Genomic DNA, 21,454 nt, shown 5'->3' on the forward strand with positions numbered 1-21,454 from the left:
GTTTACCGGCTGGTTCGTTTTTGGGATCACCGATCCTGAAGGCACCCGTAGCTCAGCTGGATAGAGCGCTGCCCTCCGAAGGCAGAGGTCACAGGTTCGAATCCTGTCGGGTGCGCCAAAATATCGAACGAGATCAGCGAATTATGACTTAGAGCTATCGCCCCTCCAATTCTGTCATCCTTCAGGTAAGCGTAGGGTAAGCAGAAACCTAAGTTCGAACCGTCCCTTGGGCGCGCGGGACACTGGGGATCAAATCATAATGCTGTTGGCTATGATCTGGGTGACAATCAGCCCAAAGAAGTAGGGAAGCGAGATCGAGACAACGAAGCTGGTGACCCCTGAAAACCACAAGAAAGCCTCCCGAAAGCGGGCCGGTAGCTCAAAGTGCTCGGCGGCTGCGTGCAGACCGTAGCGTATGTAAGTTCCGATAAATAGGAACGCGCCGCCATAAGCTAACAAGTACAAAACTAACACCGCAGGCGAACCGCTCTTTTGCCAGGCTAGTTGTAGTGCGCTCATAATAATCAAGCTTTCGATCGTTACGAAGATGAACTCATGCACCGCTTTGGTGTTGCCGAGCCATTGTTCAAAAAATGATTTCGGCTGATCGAAGTCTCGTAGTGTTCTAAACATGCGAAATAAGATCATCATGCACCTTTTGCTGAGACGCCAACGCGGCCACGGTCCCTCGCCGAATCTTTGCATCCGTGCGCTGCATTAGACAAGCGAGGTATTAGCAACGAGGCCACAAACGTCTTGTTATAATCCCCAACTTAAGCCATCCTGATTATGGGTTTGGGGGATCAATCATGAAAAATTTTGTTACGTCAGTTCTCGGCATCGTCGGCGTCTTTGGCGTGATGGCGATCGGGCTTGGAACGCTCGCGTTCTATACCGTTGCATTCGAAGCTGGTGCTGATGAATGGTTCGGATGGCATGGATGGTGGGTGCCGGTTCTGTTCTTTGTCGCTGTGATCATGTTTCGATCAGGCATGCTAATCGCCGCCGCAATGGTGATTGGCGGCTACGGAGCATACTATACATGGGAATGGCCGATTTGGATCGTTGTCCCGGTCTTCTTCCCAGCACTTGCGTTCATGCTTGCCGGCTTGCTGGTAGCAGCTGTCGGCGGGGTGACGGAGCGCGTGCGCGGATGATTAGAATTGTCGCGATTTGCGCTGCGGTAGCGCTCACCATCGCAACCCTGTCCTTGCCATACGGGTACTATCAGCTGCTGCGTCTGGGAATTTTCGCTGCCGGCATCTATTGCGGCATTAAGTTGAAATCAGCCGATGACGAGAAACTTGCCTTCTCTCTTTTCGCCGTCGCGCTGGCCTTCAACCCATTCTTGCCGGTATTTCTTTCGCGGGAAATTTGGTTGCCAATTGACCTCATTTGTGCGGCCTTGTTCGGCTTCGTCGCATATCGATGCGGAAAGAAGATCCCGGCAATCGGTTCAAAGTAGCGGAGCCGTCTCGCTACCTTCGCCCCTGTAGCTGGTCGTTCTCTTTCTTCGCGGCCTCGACGCGCTTGTCAATCCAGGCGGCAAGGTGGGGCAGATACACGCCCCTAGCCGCCTTCTGGCTGTTCTCGATCCGCACCACCGGCAAATCGATCTCGCCCTCTGTCGTCTTGCGGATGAACTGTTGAGGCGTGAGGTGGCTGAAAAAGGACGCGCACACCTTCTCGACGGGGATCACAGCTGCGCCGTCGAATTGCGCCATGAGTAAAAAAACGGTGTTCATTGGTCTCCTTTAATGCCGTTGTCTAAGGGCGCGACGAAATCGCCCCACACGAAAGATGCGCGCCATTGGGCCTCCTCGACCCCGCAAACGAACACAAATAAGGCCTTGTCGTCGGCTGGATGGGTTTCCCAATCCGGATCGTTCCCCATGACCTGGACGATCTCCCAGTTATCACACGGCGTAAGCTCGTCGCCGTCTACGGTCCCGTCCGCGGCTGTTCGCCATTTCGCCCAGTAGTAGCCGGGCTCAAGCGGGATCTGCGGTACTCTGTGGCCGTATGGAATGCACATCTGGTGAACCCTAAAGCTGATCGGAATCAAAGCCCGGATGTTCTGCCATCACGACGGCCAAGCCGACACCTGTCAAGTTACCCAGGTTGCGAACAAGAATTCGGTCCCTCTCAATTCAATGTCCCAAGTCCAACGTCCGCCCAGTAGGTTCCGTCGATCCAAGCGGCAGCTGTGGCCTTTATCCGGATTTCCGTTTCGCTCTGCGCCGGCAGAGACGAGATTGTTTCCGCAATGGCGAAGGCCGGCGCGCTCGCAGCGTCGATCGCCGCGAACTCCTCATCAACGCTGATGTCCTCGGGCAACGCGTCGATCTTCGCTTTGGAATAGGTCATAGCCTGATGCAGCAGGATGCCGAGGAAATTCATTTCGCCTTCGAAGACAATGCCGTTGCGGTCCATGATGCCCGTCCTTCCGTTTTGGTTCAGTCAACGGTATCCTTTATAGATATTCCGTTGTCCCTTATGGTCAATGATGCAAAACCAGTTGTCAAGCCATTTCGGATAATCTATTATCTTTTTTAGACACCACGAGGGGAATGCGAGAATGATCAATGCAGAACAGATGCGCGCCGCCAGAGCGCTGCTCGACTGGACCCGTGACGACCTCGCGGAAAAGTCTGGAGTGTCCGCGCCGACAATTAAGCTTATGGAAACGCGAGGCACCGAGCGAAGTGTAATCGCTACGGTGAATGCTGTTCAGACGGCCCTTGAGGTTGGCGGGGTTGCATTCATACCGGAGAACGGCGGAGGCGCTGGAGTGCGCAGGAGGGACAGGAGGGCATGACCTCGCCACTGCGTGAAGTCGTCCCCGCCAAGGATGAGGGATAACTTAGCCCCCAATCCGGCCGAGCAGGTATTCAAGCGGCGAAACGTCCTTGCCCTCCGCTTGTCGCCATGCAGCATCGACAAAGCGATTGATCTGAACAGCCGGCAGGCCGGTAGCGAGGCAGGTCGCGTTGATCACCGCCTTAAGATCAGACGCATTGACCTTCCCATCTTCTAGGAATGGGGCCGTGAGAATATCAGCTACGCCCTTGCCGCCGCGCACCACGTCCTTGACGAAGCTGCCGTATGCTCCTCCCGCCTCAAAGCCCTGCATTGCGCTCACGCTGTCGCGGATGAACGGCAGCGTTCCCATGACGGAAAACGCTGTTTGCTTGGCGAGGAACGCCGCCCATTCATCATCCTTGTCGTCTTCGTCGTCGGGTAGCCGGCCACGGATCGCCGCGCCCACCACAGCCTCAAGCGTGAACAGGAACGCCATATCCATCGTCCAGGACAGCGCCTCTTGCGCCGAGCGCGCTGAAAATCCGTCTTGCCCGATTAAACGCTTGGCCTTGGCCGTGCGCTCATAGGCGACGTTAAACTTAGCGAACATGTACGAGCCGAGCGCCGTAAACAGTCGCACAACGTCATTCTGCCGCGCGGTGCGCGAGACAGAACCGCGCTCGACCGCCGAGCGATCGGCAAACAGGCCCGACGCCTGGGCACGCTTCACCACGGCGTCGGCATGAGCGATGGCCTTGGCCTCATCATTGCCGTATTGCCGCAAGCCCTGCCGATAACCGGCCAGCCATGTCGGCACGTCAGCCAGATACCATTGCGTCTTGGTCATCAGCCAGAAGGCGAACGGCCCCACGATCTCAGCTTTGATCTCGCCCCAACGCGAGGCGACCGGCCCTGTCTTCGGATCGGAATAGAAATCGAAGATATCCTTGCTGAAAGTGGTCTGACGTGTCGCCATGAACGGCGACTTGGCCGCGATATCGCGCGCCATGCTGATCGGGTTTTTCGCCGCCTGCATGATGCCAACGGCCATATCCTTCTTGCCGACGACGACCATCGACTGAGATAGGCCGGTCACCTGCATTGCGACCGTCGAAATATTGAACGCCAATTTAGCCGCGGTGAAGTTCGATTTCAGCGTGCGAGCCGCGCGGCCGACCAGATCGGCGGATTTCAACTCGCCCTCGGCCACGTCCTTTAGCCAGATTTCCAGCGCGTCAAAATCGGCCTGCTTTCCCGCTTCCATGAACGCCGAACGGATTTCACCGTTCTGCAAGATGCGCCAGGAGTTCGCGACCGGCTCGCTAAGCTCCAGGTCATAGATCACTTGGTTGACGTGCCTGTGCAGCACCGACATATCAAGCTCGACATCGCGCCCCGAAGATCGCGCGCGCTCCTTGAGGTGCCCTTGCCGTGTCTGCGCTTTGCCAAACCGGCCGGCCTGGAGCGCCTGGGCGATGTTGTTCGCCTCATCATCGCGAGCGAGCGACGACAAGCGCGGATCGTATTTGAGCGGGTAATAGCCGCCCTTCAAGGTCTTGCCGGCGATCTCGACCGGCGCTGCCTCGACCCAATCCGGTTCAACGCCCGTGGCGCGGCGCTCGCGAGCGGCGATATCGTCACGGAACGATCCGACATAATCCCACACCGATTGCACGAAAGCCGCGTCTTTCGCGTCGAGCGTGGCGATCACGGCAGCTATTTGAGCCTCAGACAAGGATCCTCTAACTTTTGGATCGGTGAGCCTCGCCCGGTTGCCAGCGTTGCCGAGATTGAGCGCAACGGCGATCCGCTCCCACTTCGAAAGCGCATAGCCGAGTTCGGGGATATGATCGCGGACGGCCATGCGGCGGCGATCCGCCTTGTCATAGACGGCATACAGACTTTCGAGATCGCTCGCCGCTTTCAGCTTGCGCACTGTCAGCCGATCCATCGCCTCATCTATCGGCGTCTTGATGTTGCGATAGGCCGCGCCCAGGTCCTTGAACCCGTCGATCTCGCGCAGGATCGTGCCGGCATTCAGCACCAGGTCAAAGAACTGGCGAACCGAATGCCGCAAGGCTTCACCCTTGGTTCCGACGCGACCGGGCGGGCGCTTCGGCATGTTGGCGTCAAAGGCCGCGACGACATCGGCAACGACCGCCTCAAGCTCGCGCTGCTTTTGCGCGTCGATCAGCTTGTTCCATCGTGTCGCCATGTGCTCCAGGTTCTTGAGACTGTCGATCACGCCGCGCATTTCTTCGACCGGCAGGGTTTTGTATGGACGGCGCGCCGCGTCACTCAGGACGGCCTCAGGAATGGCAAGCTCATTCTCCCTGCCCGCAGCCGTCATTGCGGCGACAAACGCGTTCAGCGCCCCGCGCCGGCCCTCAGCGGCCCCACTCAGCTTGCGGAAGTCGTAACGCTCAAGGATTTCATCGATAGCGCCGAGATAGTCCACCTGGGCGTTCTCGCGCCGGCCAGCACCCGCGATCCGTTCGCGCGTCGATTTCTTGCCGAGCTTGGCAACGAAGTTTTCCGCCTTCTCGACTTCATCGGCCGCGTTGCGCGCTTCCATGTAGAGCGCGTGATTGATCAGTTGGCGGCGCTTCACATCGATAAGACGGGCGACCGTTTCGTTGTAATTGCCAGTTGAGGCGTTCGCCCGCTCAATCTGAGGCGCAACGGCGTCGACTGTGCCGGCCTCGCGCATGGCAGCGCGCGCCTTGGTCGCAATCCGGCGACGGGCGTTCTGCATCCATAGGCTTTCTCGAGACAGCATTGCGCCGAGCTTGGCGGCTTCATCAGCGGCCTTGCGTTCGGCGGCGAGGAACCGGCTGGAGTTGACGGCATCGCGGACGCGCATGCGGGCAATCGATGCACGAGCCGACGCGCGAGCCTCTTTCGCGGTCATGCCGAGGCCAGCCCCGGCCACCTCGACAACTGCCTTGAGTTCGGCCGCGATCCATTGGCCGCGCTTGTCGGAATGCAGCGCATCGAGCGCCGCCGCCTCGACAGAGCCGTCAGTCAGCACGTCACCGTGCCGCTCGCGCATGAGCTTGTCCGTTTCGGCCTCAATGGCTTCCTTGCGCGGCGGAGCCTTTTCGAGAGCCTGGACAAGCTCATCGCCGCTGTCGAACCCGAACCACCCGGCAGCATCGTCAGGGTCAATCCCGCCCTCGACCGCGTAAATGGTTTGCATGCCGCGCGGCAGCGTCTTCAAGACGCCCTCACCATAGCGCTGCACAAGGATTTCCTTGGACAGCCGAATATCGGGCATTCCTTCCGGCTTCGTTTCGGTGTCCCACCAACGGCGGTTGCCCATCCATTCCCATGCGCGATAATAGCGATAGGTGTTAACTTGGCGCTCGACTTCCTCGCGAACCTTGGCGCGCTCATCCTTGAACCACTTCTCTTGCGCGCGCTTGACCGGAGCCATCGCCTCGCGCAACAGTCGCGCCTTGGCGTCATCCTCAGCCTGATCGCGCAGCTTGAGGAAGGAGGCGAATTCGCCCGGCGTCAGGCCCATTTCGTCAGCCGTGGCGAAGACCGGCCCGTGATCGCCGGCCTGCTCCTTGGCTTTGGCGATCTCATCATCCGAGGCAACCATGCGGTCGAAGACCTCGCGAATGCCGTCCGAGACCGTGACGTTGAGGCCAGCCAGCCGGCGATAGACCGAGATCAGCCAAGACCGGAATTTTTCGAACGCGCCGCGCAATTCGATGGACGGCGCTTTGCCTTCCATCAAATAGGCTTCGAACCCGCGCGCCCATTGCTCTTGCATGCCGACATCAACCGCCGCGTCCTTCATCAGATCGCCGGTCGTTCCGCTGGCGAGCGCCGCGCTCACGTCATCGGCAGTCAGGGTGACATCGGGCATAACGCGCATGCCGTCTTTCGCCACGGCGTCGGCATTCTCGCCCCACCATGCCTTGACGCTTTCCATGTCGCCAGCGGCCGACGCCTCGCCCTTGGCGGCGAGATCGCGAAGAACGGTCAGGAAGTAGTGCCCGCTCTCATGCAGGAATGTCGACAGGTCCGCGCCTTCGAACAGGCGAACAACCGTGTCGCCATTGCCGACGCCGCCGCCTGGGAACTGGATCGAGCCGCGCGGCCCGCGCACGTCGCCGGATTGGAACAGGAACCGCGCATCAGCCGGGTCGAACGTGCCGCGATTGTTGACGGATTTTATTTGCTCGGGAGAGAAGGCTACGATCTCCTGCTCCCCTTCGCCGACATCGGCCACGACGCCATCGTAACCGCGCTCTTTAAGGACTTCCGTCACGGCGCGCGACATGAGCCGTTCGACGTTGGCGTCCCACTCGGCATTCTCGTCGTAAGAAAAGCCGGTTCGCTTCATTACCTCATCGTGGATATCGTCTGGCAGGCGAAGGCCCTGCATAACAACGCCGCGAACACCTCTAGTCTTAGCATTCCAAACATATGGATTTTGAATTGATAGATAAGCAGGGATGACATTTTGTCCCTCGTCGACCCCGCTATTTGCGTAATAGTTGGCTGTGTCAGGGTTGGATGAAAAATACACGCCTTCGCCCAAGAACCCGCTATCCAGCCTCCCGGCTTTAGATGGTTGAAACGCATCAAAATTTGCTTGCGTACCGTGATAGGCAACCATCGGTTCGCCGTTGTCATCAACAATCTTACTCTTGCCAAACCAGCGCTTGAAGGCCGGCGTTTCGATAGCCGGGCGGCTCTGCCCGTACTTCTGCCCCTCGTCGGCCTGATCAGCCTTAACGGCGGCGCGGATAGTGTCGTCGCTATCATCCAGGCCGACACCCAGGCTGTTGAGGTACGCCTCAATCTGGTCAAGCTGGGCCGCGTGATCCGCCGCAGCTGGGTCAGAGGGAACCGCATAGTCAGCCTCGCCGCGCAATTCGCGGTCGATGGCATCGAGCAACGCGTTACCGATGTTCGGAACCTCGCGCCCTTCCTTCACCGCGTTGCGGTATTCGGCCGCCACCGGATCGTTCGCCAGATAGCCGGCCTCAATCGCCGCCTGAGCCACATCATCAACGCCGTGCTTCTTGCCGCTCGCCTGCCCGAACATATCGCGCATGCCGTCGACAATGCCGCCGCGCGCCAGCTTGAGCGACTTCTTGCCCTTGCGCTTGATCACGGCAGCATCGCGAGCTTTCAAATTGCCGCCCGGATCATTGATGCCGCCATAGTCGGAAATGAACTCAAGCAGCGATTGTCGCTTGTCGAGACCGGCAGAGCGGCGAACTCGGGCCTCCGCGAGCGTCCGGTTCAAGGCGTCAACGTCGCGGAACTGCATGCCTTCCGGTATCGATCCGCTCACCTGTGGCAGCGGATAAGCGGCCATGAAGTCTTCGACCGACTGCCCCGAGCGTTCAGCCATAGTGCGATAGAACGCCGGATAAAGCGTGGCCTCAGTCGTGGCTACATCGGTCGACCGGCCGGCCTCGCGCAACCGCGAAACCATCGTGTCGTAGATTTGCTGTTCGAAGGACCGCGAGCCCTCATCCTCCAGGCGCGCGGTCTCAGCGGCTTGGAATGCTTCATCCATCGCGTCTTGCGCGCGTTCGTTGAACTCCTTGGCCTCCAGCGCCGTGAACTCGTTGGGATCGAACCGCATGTTTTCCATGAGGAAAGCGTCGTGTTCGGTGCCGGCGATCTTGGCCGCATAGGTGGCAGTCGGAATTTGCAGATCGCCGCCGCCCGCAAGCGCAACGTCGAGATCGTCACGGCTCACGCCGTCGAGTTCATCGACCAGGGCGTAAGGATCGACGCCGAGGCTTTGGAAGTACGTTGAGAACTGTTCGGCCGGAACATAGACATTTTCCACCGGCCCGTTCGCGGTCGCGGCCTCGACAAACTGGCGGAACTTGTCGGGCGTGCGAGCGCGCACCGCCGACGCCTGGGCGTTGGCGGATATCTCGCCCATCTGGGCGACCGTTCCCTCAGCGGTCTTGGCCTTGCGCCGATTGGCTGCAAACTCGCGACCAGCCACACCCATATCGACGGGCGCAGTGGCGATTTCTGCGACACCTTCCGCAATGATGTCGTTCCAGTCGATTGGCTGACCAGATGCAACCCGAGCGCTGTATTCGCCGGCAGAGCCGAGGATCGCCTGTTGAGCACTCTGCGCTATCGCTTCGACAATGGGATTGTGGGAAGCGGCCTTGCCGGCGAGACCACCGGACAGCAAATCGAAAGCGCCAACGATTGCGCCGCGAATGACGCCGCGCTTTGCCGCTTCCTCCAAAAGCTTCGGATCGGACAGAACGCGCTGCACGTCATCAGGCTTGCCGAGATCAATCCCCTTTTCCGCCAGGAAATCGGCCGGCGCGGTGTATCGTTCGGTGACGTAGGAGCCGCCGCCGAGAGCACCCACGCCAAGCGCCGGGCTGAACCGTCCCGCGACAACAGCCGCCGCAAGTTGCGGCGCGCTTTCGCCGGCCGTCTCCAGAGCCCACGACAGACCGCCGATAGGGTTCTGTAGGAACGCGGTGCCGAAGTTGGCAATCGCTTGGCCGGCCGTCGCGTCCTTGACGATTGCGGCCTTTTCGAACGACTGTGCGGTCGCTGATTTTGGCGTTGCCGCAAGTCGGTCTTGGCTGGCTTTGACGCCTTCCGCGAATTGCACCGCAGCCGCGTTGTCATCCGCGCCGATCACGTCGGCATAGCGGGCATCTACCCAGCGCCCGAACGCGCCGAGGTATTCCGCGCCGGTCCAGGTCTCAAGCGGGTTCCCCTGCATGTCCTTCAAGCCGGAACTGGTTTTCTCTTCCTGGAGGATTTGCCCGAACGGCTTAGAGCGGTCGCGGTTGCGGCCGGCCGTCTGTTCGAACATGAATTGATTGCCCATCTGGCTAAGACGATCACCCGAGCGTGACAGCGTGTTCGCCGCGCCGCGCCCGAAGCCTTCGAACCAGGACAGGTTTTGAAGATCGTCGCGGGCGAGCGCCGCATTGTCGGGGCTGCGCAGCCATTCCGTCAGGCGCGGCTTTGATGATAGGATCGTCTTGTTCTTCTGTTCTTCGATCTTTTGCTGAAAGACGTTCCGGTACTCGCGGACCATTGGCAGCGGCGGAACCGGGTTGCCTGTGGCCTTGCCGAACTCGTTTGCGAGGTTCAGATCGCCGGCTATTTCGTCGGGCTTCTCGTTAACCGAGCCAAGCACGACTTGCGCCGCACCGACGCCGTTCTGTTGCTGCTTTTGTTTCCAGGCGTTATAGTCCGCGATTGTATCCAAGATTGATCTCCTTTAGGCGAATTTTTCTATGGGTGCAGAACGAGCCGGAAGCCTTGCCGATAGCCGACTTCGACAACGGAGACGCCGGTGTCCTTCAGTCGAGCGCTCAGGCCGTCAAATGCTTTTCTAAGCGCGCGGTACATGACCGTCGGCGATGGCCCGCCGTCTGGATCGTCGGCGTACAATGCGTCGAAAACTACATGGCTCATCACCGGCATGCCCTTGCCGCGCCAGACAGCTTCAAGAAGGGCAGCGGCGTGGCCGCTGATCCGACGCTCCGCAATCAAGTCGCTAAGTGCCGGGGCAGACACAGACTGGTTGCAGCAGGGGCAGGTCACCGTATCGCCTTCGACTTCCGAGCCTTTGCCCGGCGTGCTGCGGCCTCGCGGATTTCCGGCGCACGGGCAAGCAACGCGTCCTCTAACCGTTGAGGCTTCGGCGGCTGTGGTGGTAGCGTCGAGCGCAGCCATGCGATGTGTTTCACATGGGCCAAGAAGTCATCCAGCGGCCAGTTTAAAGCCGCCTCACCCAGCCCCTCTTTGATGTCGTCAAGCGGCCCAGGCATCAGCGGTATCCCCGACGCTTGGCTTCCTTGATGGCCGCTCGGAAACATCGCGGCGGCGGCAGGGTCAGGCTTGCCGTGATTTCCCGTCAAGCGCTGTTCCGCAGCTGCATGTTGCGCCTGGGCCCATTCCGGCACCGACGCAGGCTTTGACGGCGCATCATTTGGGAACAGAATGCTTGCGTGATCAATCTCAGCCATCACGCAGTCTCCTGTTCGTTTTCGGCTGCGAGCAAAATGACCCATGCCGAAGTCGCGATTTCTGTCACGGACTTGCCCGGGCCGGAGAGCCGCGCACGGCCATCAGCCAGGCGGATCAGCTTATCGATCGCCATTACTGCGAGACCCATCTGCCCTATGGGTCCGACCGACAAATTGACCTGCGCGCGTCCCAGGTTTTGCCGGATAAGTAGTTCTTCGGCTGCGATCTCAGGCAAGGATGCGGTTATTTCCGCAATCCCCGCATCAATGCGCTTGGTGGCGGCAAGGAGGCGCTTTGCATGGCCTTTCGCGGCGTCGAAGTGTTTCCGGCGCTCAGCTTCCGCCTTGGCCTCGCGAGCGGCGGCTTCGGCCCGCTGCGCTCGTGCCAATGCGCGATTTAGTATCAGGCGATCGACGGCCAACCGTTCGATGCGCTGGTTTATCTCAGCGGCCTTCTTGCCAGCTTCGGGTGCGCCGGCCACGGCGTCGGTCGAAACTTTGCCGAATTCGGCGTCCAGATCAGCAACAAGGATGTCGAGTGCGCTGATCTTCTCGAGGATTTGCGATGACGTGATGACTGTCATCTTAGGCCACCCCTGCCCAGGCATCGGCAGCAAGCGCCGCGATGGTCCTATCGCCCGCGATCGAGGGCTTGCCCATCTGGTCGAAGGCCACCAACGCAAGGCGCTCTTGGTAGGCGCGGCTTGGTTCCGATACGGGCCGTTGCTGCCGGATTTCGGCCTCAGCGGCGTCGACGGCTGCCTTGGCAGCGCGGACTTGACCAATCAGCGTGTCAAGCTCAGCGGCCTTCGTCTGGATGGTCGCAATATTGGTGGCTATGTCAGTCATCGGTTTCCCTTTCTCTCACGTGTTGCGGCGGACACTCAAAAATCCGTCCTCAGCGTTGTCGTAATCTGTGTCGGCAAAGCCCTGCCGATCCGGGTATTGCAGGATGGGTTGATACGGAGCCGGCAACCTCGGTGCTTCCCAATCGGCCGAGACAGCCGGCGAAGGCGCGGGGGCCTGTTCCGGCTTCGGCGCGACCTTCGTCTTTGGGACAGGTTCGGGCGCTGGAGACACCGGCTTATCTTGAGGCGCATCCGTCGCCGGCGCGTCCAAAGCTTGAGCGCGCGATAAGCGCGCAAGCCGATCGGCAAGGCCGTCCAAGCCCTTAACCTCCAGCGTATCGCGGAATGCGGCGACCGATACATGCCGCCCAATCGCCTCTAGGCGGCGCACGCGATCGGAGAGCTTAACTTTCCTGGCTACGCCGATCTGCTTCCGGTCTTCACCTCGACCGTCGAACAATTCCTCAGTCTCGACACCAGCAACTAACCCGCGCCGCCAGACTTCCGGCCATTCGTGGACCGGCAGAAGACTGCCCGTCTCCTCCTCGTAGAGGTCTGCAAGATCGGCCTCGACTTCCTCGTGCAGCCGCTTGAGAAGGTAATCGGCATCGACCCCGACGCGATCAAGCCGCTTTTGCTGTCCTTGCTCAATCGCAGCCAGTATCTCAGGATCGTCCAGGAGCCGAGAGGCCATGGCATGCGCCGACGACGATGCATACCCAGCGCGCAACGCGGCTTCTGTGGCCGTTTCCGACCTCAGATATTCTTGAATGAACCGCCGCTGACGATGCGTGAGTGCCATAAGGCAACGGGTATCAGCGCATGGTTGTTGGCAGTTTCCGCCTTGCACAAATTAGCACTTTTCCGTCTCAGCATGAAAAAGCCCGCCGTCGCGGATCATCGCGAAAGCGGGCAAGGAGGAGAGGCGCGTCAAGGCATCTTCGCCCTGACGCGCTCAACAGCGATTGGCGTTAGGCTGCTAAATCAACGCGACGCCACGGAAGACGGCTCGGAGATACATTCCGTAGAAAACGGACGATATCCGACCGGCCATATAGACGATGCCGCTGAGCTCCCAAGAGCACTACGGGCTGACCAAGTCGGAGGCTAAGTGCCCCGACAAGGTCATCGGCTTCTGTGTGGTTTTCAACGACGTGATCCCGTACCGAGGCTACGGCAAAGTTCACGCCCTGCTCTTTCACAAGAGCGATCTGCCACTGTGCCATTATGCTGCCCTCCGCTTAGCGGCGGCGAGCGCCTCACTTTCAGGGAAACGAAGGCCTTTCAGCACTTCATTGACGCGGCCAGGGTTGACCCCATATGTCGCCGCGATGTTGTGCTGAAACCGTCCATCCCAGTGACGAAGCCAAACGTCGATGGCGTCATCAAGGGTTAGTCGGTAGGGCGGTTCATTCTCATTCATCGTATAAGACTTTCTTTATGTCCCATACGGTGGGGTACGTTTTCCCTCTTGACACGCGGACTCTTGATGTCCAATTAATGTCCGGAGTGATCACGACCCCACCGCAAGGTGGCTTCAAAAAAGGCCCGGTTGGCGTTGACGCGCCTTCCGGGCCGCTCGTTGTCTACCGTTAACTTCCGGTAAACCTGTCGAATTTGGGTCAGGTCTCGCGATTCTGCAAGGCCCCTATGCAAATTATTAGGTTAGCCGATGAAAATCGTTCGGCGGTGAGAAATTTTGCCGTCGTTCGGGATGATCGTCCCGGTCGCCTGATCTGCACTACGAGGCGGCGATTACGTCGCGTCCGAGAGCTTCACGATCTGCTGTCTGGCAACCCCGATCGCGGTTGAGACGCGCTGAGACGCGCCTCAGCACATTGTACCTTATGCACTCATATACTCGCCTTTATAATCCTCTACACCAAAGTCACGCATGCAATGGTCAGAGACGCGTCTCAGCGCGTCTCAACTACCAATCAGCCATCCTCTCTTTCGGTTCAATCGCTTTCCTGCCCGCGATGTCGATACCTTCGTAAATGCGAACTTGCTGCCCCTCGACCCTTGGTCGACTTACCTTTAGACCCGACACAACAGCGCGCAGATCGCGCCCGAATGATTGAAGGGTTCCGGCTTCCTTCCTCCCGTTCGCGTCGCACCAAACCTTCCACTCCTCGAAAACGCGCTCTGGCATGCATTGCAGACCGGGCGCGACGGTGCAGTGCTGTTTCACGAATGCCGCGACAGGAGAGCCGAGCGCTTCAAGCTCGTCTATCGCGTCCCGCGCGCTCTCGGGCTGGAGGAAATACCCGCGTTGCCGAAGTCTAATGTAGCCGGCCCGCGCCCAATTGAGGATGCCGGGAAGCTCGCCCAGGAGCCTGTTTCCAAGCCCGCGATCCTCCCTTCCGAAGAACGAGTTCTCCATCGTCAGGACGACGAACCGCGAGGCCAGCGCGCCCGAAGCATCGGCAAGACGCGGCAGTTCGTTGGTCATGATGACGAACCTGATCGGAAGCCTGCCAGTCCAGGCCGGCAAGAACTTGCGATCAATCGTCAAACTGTCCTCGCCCGAGATTGAGAGCAGGCGTTCTGCAATGGCGGCTTGATCCGCGCGCGAGCCGAGACGAGCGTCACCTATGATGCCGAGCGGCTTCCCAATCAGCGGTGCGAGGCCAAAATTCGTCGCCAGGCTCGCCAATGTCGGAGCCGCAACGCTACCGTGGCCAAGCAAACCAGTGAGGACACGTGCAACCGTGCCTTTGCCGGATCGCTTCGGCCCGACGATGAGCGCTATTTTCTGTTGTGACGTATCGGGCGCAAGCAGATAGCCGAACAGGTCTTGCAGAGTTTCGATGGACTGGCGGTCGTCGGGCCATATTTGATCTAGGAAGCGCAGCCATTCGGTCGGCTCTGGAGCGTTCGGGTCAAACGAGACATCGGCGGCGTTCAGGCCGAAATAGGCAGGCGTCGGCGCGTGGAGCGTTCCGGTGGGCAGATGCAGCAGCCCATTTTCGACGGCCAGCAGTTCGCCCGCTGGAAGCATGTCACCAGACGCCAACCAAGCCGGTGTCTCGACACTGGCCGGCAGATTGCATGCAGCCGACAGTGCCGCGAACACATCGCCAACCCGTGAGCGATTAGGCTGGAAAGGGCCAAGCTCCTTTTCCGGTGTGTGGCATAACGCCTGATCCAGAAATGCCCATATCGCCGCGTGAATAGCGTCATGATCGGCCTCCCGGTAGCACGATCCGTTCCATTCGTAGAACGATCCGCGATGGTGATGCAGAGTGCGCAGCCCCTCTACGGCATAGCACGCCGTCAACAACTTGCGCGCAGATGGCAATGGGTCGCGTCTATCAAGGATCAGAGCCTTGCCAGCATCTTGGCGGATTGTGCGCGCCGCAGCCACGGGCGATGCGGGCTTCGGGCGCTGCGAAGGAGCGGCAGCGGGCTCAACTGTCTCAGCCGGCTTCTCTGCCGGTTTCTGTTGCGGTGGCGACCAGGGCCGAGCCGTCGCGCGCATGAAAGCGTCAAGCTGATCTTTCGACCAGCCGTCATCAATCGCGTCGGCGCAGTCCCACCCCTTCTTTGTTGGGCTCTCCCCTGCTTGCCAATCGGAAAATGAATAAGCCATGCGGACGTTCATTCGTCGTGCGCCTACTCAAATGTCGTCATTTTCAGGAGCCGGTTCCACATCGACCGGCACAGGCTTGGCCTCATCCTCGAATGGTACTGGCTTTGGGCCACGACGCGGGAACGGAACAACGTTGTCGTCAACAATCCGGTGGCCGGTCTTGGCGCAGAAAATGATTTCTTCGGCCATCTTGATCACGCAGCTGCGCTGGTCGACGCCATCGGTTCCGAAGTGACGCTGTTCGCCCAGCGATCCAATTCCGAAACATCGTAGACGACACGGCGCGTCCCAGCCTTCCGGAAGGCAGGCCCACCTCCGATCACGGCGAGCTTTGCCAGCGTGCCGTTGGACCGGCTGATGCCGTGCCGTTCTCTGAGATAAAGCGAAGCCTCAGCGCGCGTTAGGCGGGGAGGAATATTCGCAAAGGTCAACATTGGTCATGCCTTTCTTTTGATTACCCGACATGACTTTTCGTTACCAATGGTTGTGACCACCAACCGGAAAACCACAATAACATCAATGATCGCGAACTAAGCTGATGATTTTTCGCGCATTGCCGGATGGTCAATTACAGCTGCACTACGCGTTTCGCCCATCATCCGCGATACCTCATCGGCCACTTTATCGGCGGCGGCGGTCAGCACGGCGTCAACGCGTGCCACATAGCCGGCAGTGACGCCACCGGCAGAATGACCGAGGAGTGCCGCCACAGTCGGAAGTGTGAGGCCTAGACCGTCCGCCGTTGTCGCAAAGCCATGCCGCAAGCCATGCAGCGTCAGATTGGCCAGCGCAGCGCGGTCGACCTCTTTCAGGTCGGCATGGCGCACTATTCGCGAATAGGCCTTTGGCAAGCCACCAAAGGCTGCATCGCCCTTGCGCTCTGCCGGGAACACAAAATCGCCGCGCTTTTTGCGTTCTCGGATCGAGCGGAGCAGATCGACAGCCGCGCGGCTCAATGGGCGAACGCTCTCCCCCGTCTTACTGTCCGTCAGGCGCAGGCAGCGGCTACTCAGGTCGATCTCGGCCCAGCGCAGGCCGACGACTTCGCCACGCCTCATGCCGGTCAGGGCCGCAAACCGAACCGCATTGACGGCCTGCCAAGGTTCAACGTTCGCCCCGGCTAACGCTAGCGCCCGACCAAGCGCAGCATACTTGGCAGGGAAATCGGAGAGCTTGCGCTTGCCGTCTGCCGGCAGACGAAGCCCGTGCGCCGGGTTCCTCTCGATCAGGCCAAGCGACACCGCATGAGCGAGGACGCCGGATAGCAAACCTGTAGTCCGCTTCGCCGTGCCCTGCCCTCCGGTAACGATGGCGCGCCCGCGCTTCTTACTGGTCTTCACGTTCGCGGCTGTCTTGCCTGCCTTCACCGATACGAAGAACGCACGAACGTCTGAGGGCTTCAAATCAAGTACGACACGATGCGCCAGCAGAGGAAGAATGTGCCGCTCGATCCGGCCCGCATCGGTCGCTAGCGTTGATGCCCGTTTGGCGGCATGGCGGCGCGTGACGATGTTCCCGGCCTCCGTTTGGATAAGATAGTCCGCGCACAGGTCTTTCACGGTCCATGCCGTTCGGTCGATGCCCCGTTGATCGGCAGGATCAGCGCCGCGTGCAGCCGCCGCGAGCATCTGTCGTGCTTCGTCGCGTGCCTCGTCTGGCGTCAGCACTCCATAGCGCCCGACCGTCACGCGGCGCGAGCGGCCATGCTTGTTGCGGTATTGGACGAGGAAGGACTTCGCGCCGGATGGCTTTACCCTCAGCCCGAAGCCGGGCAGGCCATCGTCCCACAGAAACACATCGCCGGCAGAAGGCGACACGGCGTCGATGATGCGCTTTGTGAGCTTAGGCATGAAACCAAATTCCCCAGGTAAGCAAGAGGTCAGCACGGGTAAGCAATCTCAGGTCATGTCCAGTAATGACCGCTGCTTACCGAGTACCGGGATTTGGCTGTGTTCGCAAGGCTTTGGTTATGTCAATCCACTTCGGGTAAGCTTGGGTAAGAACTCGTCTCCTGCCCTCCGAAGGCAGAGGTCACAGGTTCGAATCCTGTCGGGTGCGCCAGTCGCTCAATTCAGAAGTCGAGATCTGCACCGGCTGGCCATTCCAGCCCTCGGGCTCGATTTTGACACGGCGCTCGACGAGACGGTCGCCGACCGTCGCGAGAACCTGGCCACGTATTGTTTCCTTGAGCTCAGCGCCATTCAGCGAAATTCTGACTTGTCTCGTGCGTCCTTGCTCCATTTCCCGGCGGATGATCCTCTCAGCGTCTGCGGCGAGAATTAAAGCGATGGCGCTCGCTACATCATCGAGAAGGCCCCAAACCTGTGATCGCACTCGAAGGAGTTGAAGCGCTTCAAAGCTCGCGATGAGCTGCACCTCGTCACCGACTATTATCTCGCGGCAGAGGACAAGGCTGAGGCCGCCCCACCAGCTTTGTTTGAAAATCGCAACTTTGGCGCGGCCATCAAGTCCGACGTGCTGAAGTCTCTTCGGCGTCCATTCGATTTTGAACAGGCAATGACCGTCTCCGACGACTCTCAAACCTTCTGGGTAGCTAGCGAAGAGTCCATGCGCAGCGTCATTCCAACTCCCGAAAATGTGATAAGGACTGATCGTGCCCCACGGCTGGTGATTTGCGGCCCATCGGCCGTCCATCGGTCGCAAGGGTGCGGGCGCGAGATCAGGGAGTGGGCGTGGAGGATCGATTTCCTTGCTTCTTCCTGGCGAATTCGGATGACGAGCCAAGATATTATCATCGACACGCCCTCCACGTTCACGATCGAAAATCAGGCGGCACGGCACCCCGAGCTGCTGCAGGTCAGAAATGCCGACACGCACGCCGGCGAAAAGGGGGTGCCGGCGTTTGCCGAACAACGCTCGTTCGATCAGCCAATTTTCTTCATTCCACAAGACCCGGGGCACGTCCTTGTGAGCTAAGAGAAGGCGCTTGACGTGTGCCTTCATGGCATTCCAGTCTGCGTCAAAGGGTGGTCGCCTACTGGTAGTAAGAGCTATGTCAATGTCCCCGACAGTTTCCTCAGCCCGCATCGTGCTGCCGAAAAGCCAGACTTGATCGATGAAGCTCGCGCCATTGGTATCTGCATTTAGCGCTGCCGCGCGATCAAGCAGTTCGTCGATAAGCTTCAGTGCACGCGAAAGGGCCGCTCGCTTCGTTGCCTTAGCGTCGGCAATTGCTTCGCCCGCTGCGGACAGTTCGTACCGACTTTCCTTTTCCACGATCAGGCCACGATCAAGGCACTCCTCGAAAACGACGGCTCCGTTGCGGGAATTACCAAAGAGGCTCTTCAACTCCACAAAACTGTTCGGCGAGCGAGTTCGGCGGAAAGCACGGAGAGCCTCCTTGAAAAGGGTAACTCGATACCCCGCAATTTTCAGCCCTTGTGGTAGTGTAACGCCCATAGCGTACGACAGTAGACATCGATAGACATCAAGTCACCACTCTGCTGGTTCATTCTTCATCTTCCCGTTCTCCAGGCGAAGTCAGCGGTGTCGGATGACAATCAGAACGAAAAACAATCCCATGGAATTCCCCGTTCCGCCGGGCGCTAAGATGGTCATGCATTTGTCTATCAGGTCCGGTGGCCGTTTCGTAATGTGGCGAAGATGCCCGATTCGGGGCGCATCATGCTCTAGCTCGTGACGTAGAACGAACGAAAAGCAATCACGAAAGGCGGGACAATCCCAGCGAACAGTTGACCTCACCTCAATAAATGATTCCATGAGTTACTACTATGATCCGAATCGCGAGCGGAGAGAAAGAATGACGGACATCTCCTACGCAGAAGCAGCCGAAAGCGAAGCCGCCCTCGCAACAACAAGGATTGACGTTAAATCGGTTTCGATTGCACTCAAGCCATTGCTTATCGATAGCCTCGCTCTTGCCAAAGCCTACAAGACACGCAGATCCCCTATTGTAAAAAAGACAGTACACATCGCGGACACTGACGACGCGGAGGCCAAGGGCTGGAAAGTTCTCAGACGTCAGAAGCGTGTGACGGTCGTCCAAAAGGCTAAATCCATAGCCGCAAGTTTGGAGGACCGTGTCTGGTGTCTGTGCAGAGATATGGGTTACTCCGTCCTGAACGGTGGAGCTTTCAAAATCTCGTATTCGCGAACCGACGGCTCGACGGGTACCAAACAGATTGACGTTTTCGCGAAAGATTCCGAGACGGCGCTTGTCTTTGAATGCAAGTCGAAGGAGGTCCGTGGCAGGAAGTCACTGCAGAAGGACCTGCATGAGACCGCGTTCTTAAAAAAGTCCGTCGCAAATGCCATTCGGTCCCATTTTGGCGAAGGGTATAATCCAAAAATTGTATGGATCTATGTCACTGACAATATAGTGTGGACAGAGCCGGACGTCGCGCGAGCTTCTGGAGAAGAATACGCATAATAACCGAAAACGAGCTTCAGTATTTTGAAGCTTTTATTAAGCACGTCGGCTCTGCAGGAAAATATCAGTTCTTGGCCGAGTTCCTCAAGGGCCAAGAGATTCCTGCCTTAAGCGGATACAAGGTCCCCGCCGTCAAGGGACGACTTGGAACAGAAAACTTTTACTCGTTTACTATTCCAGCTGGCCATCTTCTTAAGATCGCATTTGTCAACCATCATGCTTTAAACAACCCCGACGGCACTCCCGCTTACCAGCGCATGGTTGAAAAGAAGCGACTTCAAAGCATCGGAAAATTTATCACTGACGGTGGTTATTTTCCTACAAACATCCTTATTAACTTCACCGATCCATGTGTTTTTGAGCCTCTCTCTAAATCCGACAACACAATAGAGGGCCTAAAATTTGGCCATTTGGTTCTGCCAAACAAGTTCAAAAGCGCTTGGGTAATTGATGGTCAGCACCGGCTGCTTGGATTCACAAACCTGCCGGAAGAATATTTGAAACAACCGCTTTTTGTTGTCGCGTTCGAGCAAATGGCCACCGTAAAGGAGGCTGAACTTTTCATAACGATAAACCACAAGCAGAAAAGCGTCCCGGCGAGCCTTTTAGTGGCCCTGCAGGCCGACCTTCAAATGGGCAGTGACGATCCCGATGAAGCGCTGTCAGCGATATCATCGTTTCTCATTCGGAAGTTGGCGCTAGATTCAACGAGCCCTTTCTATGGTCGTTTCCAAACTCCGGGTGTGCCAGCGTCTGATGCGCAAGTGCTGACGGTGCCTGAGATTCAGAAGGGTTTGAAGCGATCCCAACTCCTAGGTCGCGTCGTTAAGAAGGTTCGTCTTGGTGGATATCTTTCGGATGCCACCGATTCCAGCACTCTCGATCGGGCGAGACGAGCAATAAATAGCTATTTTAGAAGGATTGAAGATGCTGTTCCCGAAAAATGGGCGGCAGGGCGTACCGCGCATATCGTTACAAACCCTGGGATACGAGCGCATCTTTTGCTGCTTAATGAAGTACTGAGATTCCAGCATGCTGCAGGAAAGATCGATCCTGTTCTTGCATCACTCGATGAGATTGACGCCTGCGTAGCCAAATTTTGTAAGCCACTGATCGATTGGCTCAAGACCGCCGATGCGGTAGACATTGAAGCTCGATTTGCTAAGCAATACGGCGAGGGTGGCGTTCGTGACTACTTCTTTCACCTCTGCGATTTGATCACATCTGAGACGCCAACATTTGGACCCGACGAATTTCGCGATTATAAAGCAAAGTCAAACGACGAGAGGCGCGCTCAAGCAAAACTCGACGTCGAAGACATGACGAAGCTTATTTCTGGCGTCGTAGTTGAAAAATTGAAGGACATCTATGGGAAAGACGAACTTCCTTCTGGGGAGAAGAAGTACGGGGAGCTCGGAATCGCTGATAGCAAGATAAAACAAGCGGCCTATAACGCCCAGCAACAAGTTAGACCGGAAAAGCGAGCTCCGAAGGAGGCGTACTTACACCTAATAGATTTCGAGACGATTATAAAACAGAAAGGAAATTGGGAGTACTTTAAGACAATCTTCAGCATTCCACTGGTTAGCATTAATCCAAAATCAAAGGAATACCACGTTGACTGGATAAAAGAGTTCAATGACATTAGGAATGTTGCCTCACACAGTTCAATATACAGGCAACTGACGGATGACGATCTAAATTTTCTTGTTTGGTTAAAGGGCGTCCTTTACGAGCGCTGCGAAGCGGCGGAAATCCCTATCGTTGAATTTTAGTGAGAATCAATCTTCGGATCGTGGGGACA

19 protein-coding genes and 1 tRNA gene are annotated in these 21,454 nt (G+C 58.1%); 6 read left to right on the forward strand and 14 right to left on the reverse strand.

Annotated elements, in window-relative coordinates; genetic code table 11:
• The first annotated feature begins 41 nt into the window (after nt 1-41).
• Nucleotides 42-118 (forward strand) — tRNA-Arg (locus NKJ55_RS08520).
• Between the two features lie 131 nt (nt 119-249).
• On the opposite strand, the gene NKJ55_RS08525 is transcribed toward NKJ55_RS08520, so the two are convergent.
• A complete protein-coding gene (locus NKJ55_RS08525; protein WP_023720456.1) occupies nt 250-651 on the reverse strand; it encodes a hypothetical protein in 402 nt (133 codons plus the stop codon).
• A gap of 158 nt (nt 652-809) precedes the next feature.
• Here NKJ55_RS08525 and NKJ55_RS08530 point away from each other — a divergent pair, with 158 nt between their 5' ends.
• Complete coding sequence (locus tag NKJ55_RS08530; RefSeq protein WP_352449501.1) at nt 810-1,157, forward strand: hypothetical protein; 348 nt, start codon at nt 810-812, stop codon at nt 1,155-1,157.
• Nucleotides 1,154-1,465: a DUF6804 family protein gene (locus NKJ55_RS08535; RefSeq protein ID WP_023720458.1), complete on the forward strand. Its 312-nt coding sequence runs from the start codon at nt 1,154-1,156 to the stop codon at nt 1,463-1,465. Before NKJ55_RS08530 ends, NKJ55_RS08535 begins: the two co-directional genes overlap by 4 nt.
• A gap of 13 nt (nt 1,466-1,478) precedes the next feature.
• Here NKJ55_RS08535 and NKJ55_RS08540 read toward each other — a convergent pair whose 3' ends face one another.
• From NKJ55_RS08540 to NKJ55_RS08550, 3 genes are all read right to left on the reverse strand, one after another.
• Entirely contained in the window at nt 1,479-1,745 is a 267-nt protein-coding gene (locus tag NKJ55_RS08540) for a pyocin activator PrtN family protein (protein ID WP_023720459.1), read from the reverse strand.
• The gene (locus NKJ55_RS08545) at nt 1,742-2,035 is read right to left on the reverse strand and encodes a hypothetical protein (RefSeq protein WP_156948129.1); all 294 of its coding nucleotides are present in this window, start codon (nt 2,033-2,035) and stop codon (nt 1,742-1,744) included. Before NKJ55_RS08545 ends, NKJ55_RS08540 begins: the two co-directional genes overlap by 4 nt.
• Nucleotides 2,036-2,145: 110 nt before the next feature.
• A complete protein-coding gene (locus tag NKJ55_RS08550; protein ID WP_352449502.1) occupies nt 2,146-2,400 on the reverse strand; it encodes a hypothetical protein in 255 nt (84 codons plus the stop codon).
• A 178-nt stretch (nt 2,401-2,578) separates the two neighbouring features.
• Between NKJ55_RS08550 and NKJ55_RS08555 the strand changes: the two genes are divergently transcribed.
• Nucleotides 2,579-2,818: a helix-turn-helix domain-containing protein gene (locus NKJ55_RS08555; RefSeq protein WP_023720462.1), complete on the forward strand. Its 240-nt coding sequence runs from the start codon at nt 2,579-2,581 to the stop codon at nt 2,816-2,818.
• A gap of 45 nt (nt 2,819-2,863) precedes the next feature.
• Here the strand turns inward: NKJ55_RS08555 and NKJ55_RS08560 are convergent, their stop codons facing one another.
• The 10 genes from NKJ55_RS08560 to NKJ55_RS08605 all read right to left on the reverse strand — a co-directional run bounded on the left by NKJ55_RS08560 (nt 2,864) and on the right by NKJ55_RS08605 (nt 18,554).
• Entirely contained in the window at nt 2,864-10,036 is a 7,173-nt protein-coding gene (locus NKJ55_RS08560) for an ADP-ribosyltransferase-containing protein (protein WP_352449503.1), read from the reverse strand.
• Nucleotides 10,037-10,062: 26 nt separating this feature from the next.
• Complete coding sequence (locus NKJ55_RS08565) at nt 10,063-10,323, reverse strand: hypothetical protein (protein WP_051409705.1); 261 nt, start codon at nt 10,321-10,323, stop codon at nt 10,063-10,065.
• Nucleotides 10,324-10,370: 47 nt separating this feature from the next.
• A complete protein-coding gene (locus NKJ55_RS08570) occupies nt 10,371-10,799 on the reverse strand; it encodes a hypothetical protein (protein ID WP_352449504.1) in 429 nt (142 codons plus the stop codon).
• Entirely contained in the window at nt 10,799-11,383 is a 585-nt protein-coding gene (locus tag NKJ55_RS08575; RefSeq protein ID WP_352449505.1) for a hypothetical protein, read from the reverse strand. The genes NKJ55_RS08570 and NKJ55_RS08575 overlap by 1 nt, the downstream gene beginning before the upstream one ends.
• A 1-nt stretch (nt 11,384) precedes the next feature.
• Nucleotides 11,385-11,648, reverse strand: a complete 264-nt coding sequence (locus NKJ55_RS08580; protein WP_023720467.1) for a hypothetical protein — start codon at nt 11,646-11,648, stop codon at nt 11,385-11,387.
• A 15-nt stretch (nt 11,649-11,663) separates the two neighbouring features.
• Nucleotides 11,664-12,449 (reverse strand): terminase small subunit, encoded by a 786-nt coding sequence (locus NKJ55_RS08585; protein ID WP_352449506.1) that lies wholly within the window; start codon nt 12,447-12,449, stop codon nt 11,664-11,666.
• Nucleotides 12,450-13,577: 1,128 nt separating this feature from the next.
• Nucleotides 13,578-15,251, reverse strand: a complete 1,674-nt coding sequence (locus NKJ55_RS08590; protein ID WP_352449507.1) for a DNA primase family protein — start codon at nt 15,249-15,251, stop codon at nt 13,578-13,580.
• A gap of 15 nt (nt 15,252-15,266) precedes the next feature.
• Nucleotides 15,267-15,428, reverse strand: a complete 162-nt coding sequence (locus tag NKJ55_RS08595) for a hypothetical protein (RefSeq protein WP_352449508.1) — start codon at nt 15,426-15,428, stop codon at nt 15,267-15,269.
• A gap of 341 nt (nt 15,429-15,769) precedes the next feature.
• Nucleotides 15,770-17,089: a tyrosine-type recombinase/integrase gene (locus tag NKJ55_RS08600; protein WP_352449509.1), complete on the reverse strand. Its 1,320-nt coding sequence runs from the start codon at nt 17,087-17,089 to the stop codon at nt 15,770-15,772.
• A 181-nt stretch (nt 17,090-17,270) separates the two neighbouring features.
• Nucleotides 17,271-18,554, reverse strand: a complete 1,284-nt coding sequence (locus NKJ55_RS08605; RefSeq protein ID WP_352449510.1) for a hypothetical protein — start codon at nt 18,552-18,554, stop codon at nt 17,271-17,273.
• Between the two features lie 466 nt (nt 18,555-19,020).
• On the opposite strand from NKJ55_RS08605, the gene NKJ55_RS08610 reads away from it, so the two are divergent.
• Entirely contained in the window at nt 19,021-19,650 is a 630-nt protein-coding gene (locus NKJ55_RS08610; protein ID WP_352449511.1) for a hypothetical protein, read from the forward strand.
• Between the two features lie 71 nt (nt 19,651-19,721).
• Nucleotides 19,722-21,425 carry a DGQHR domain-containing protein gene (locus NKJ55_RS08615; RefSeq protein WP_352449512.1) on the forward strand — a complete coding sequence of 568 codons (1,704 nt, stop codon included), beginning with the start codon at nt 19,722-19,724 and terminating at the stop codon, nt 21,423-21,425.
• Nucleotides 21,426-21,454 lie beyond the last annotated feature (29 nt).

Origin of the sequence: Mesorhizobium sp. M0106, assembly GCF_040322715.1 — a bacterium.
Lineage (GTDB): Bacteria > Pseudomonadota > Alphaproteobacteria > Rhizobiales > Rhizobiaceae > Mesorhizobium.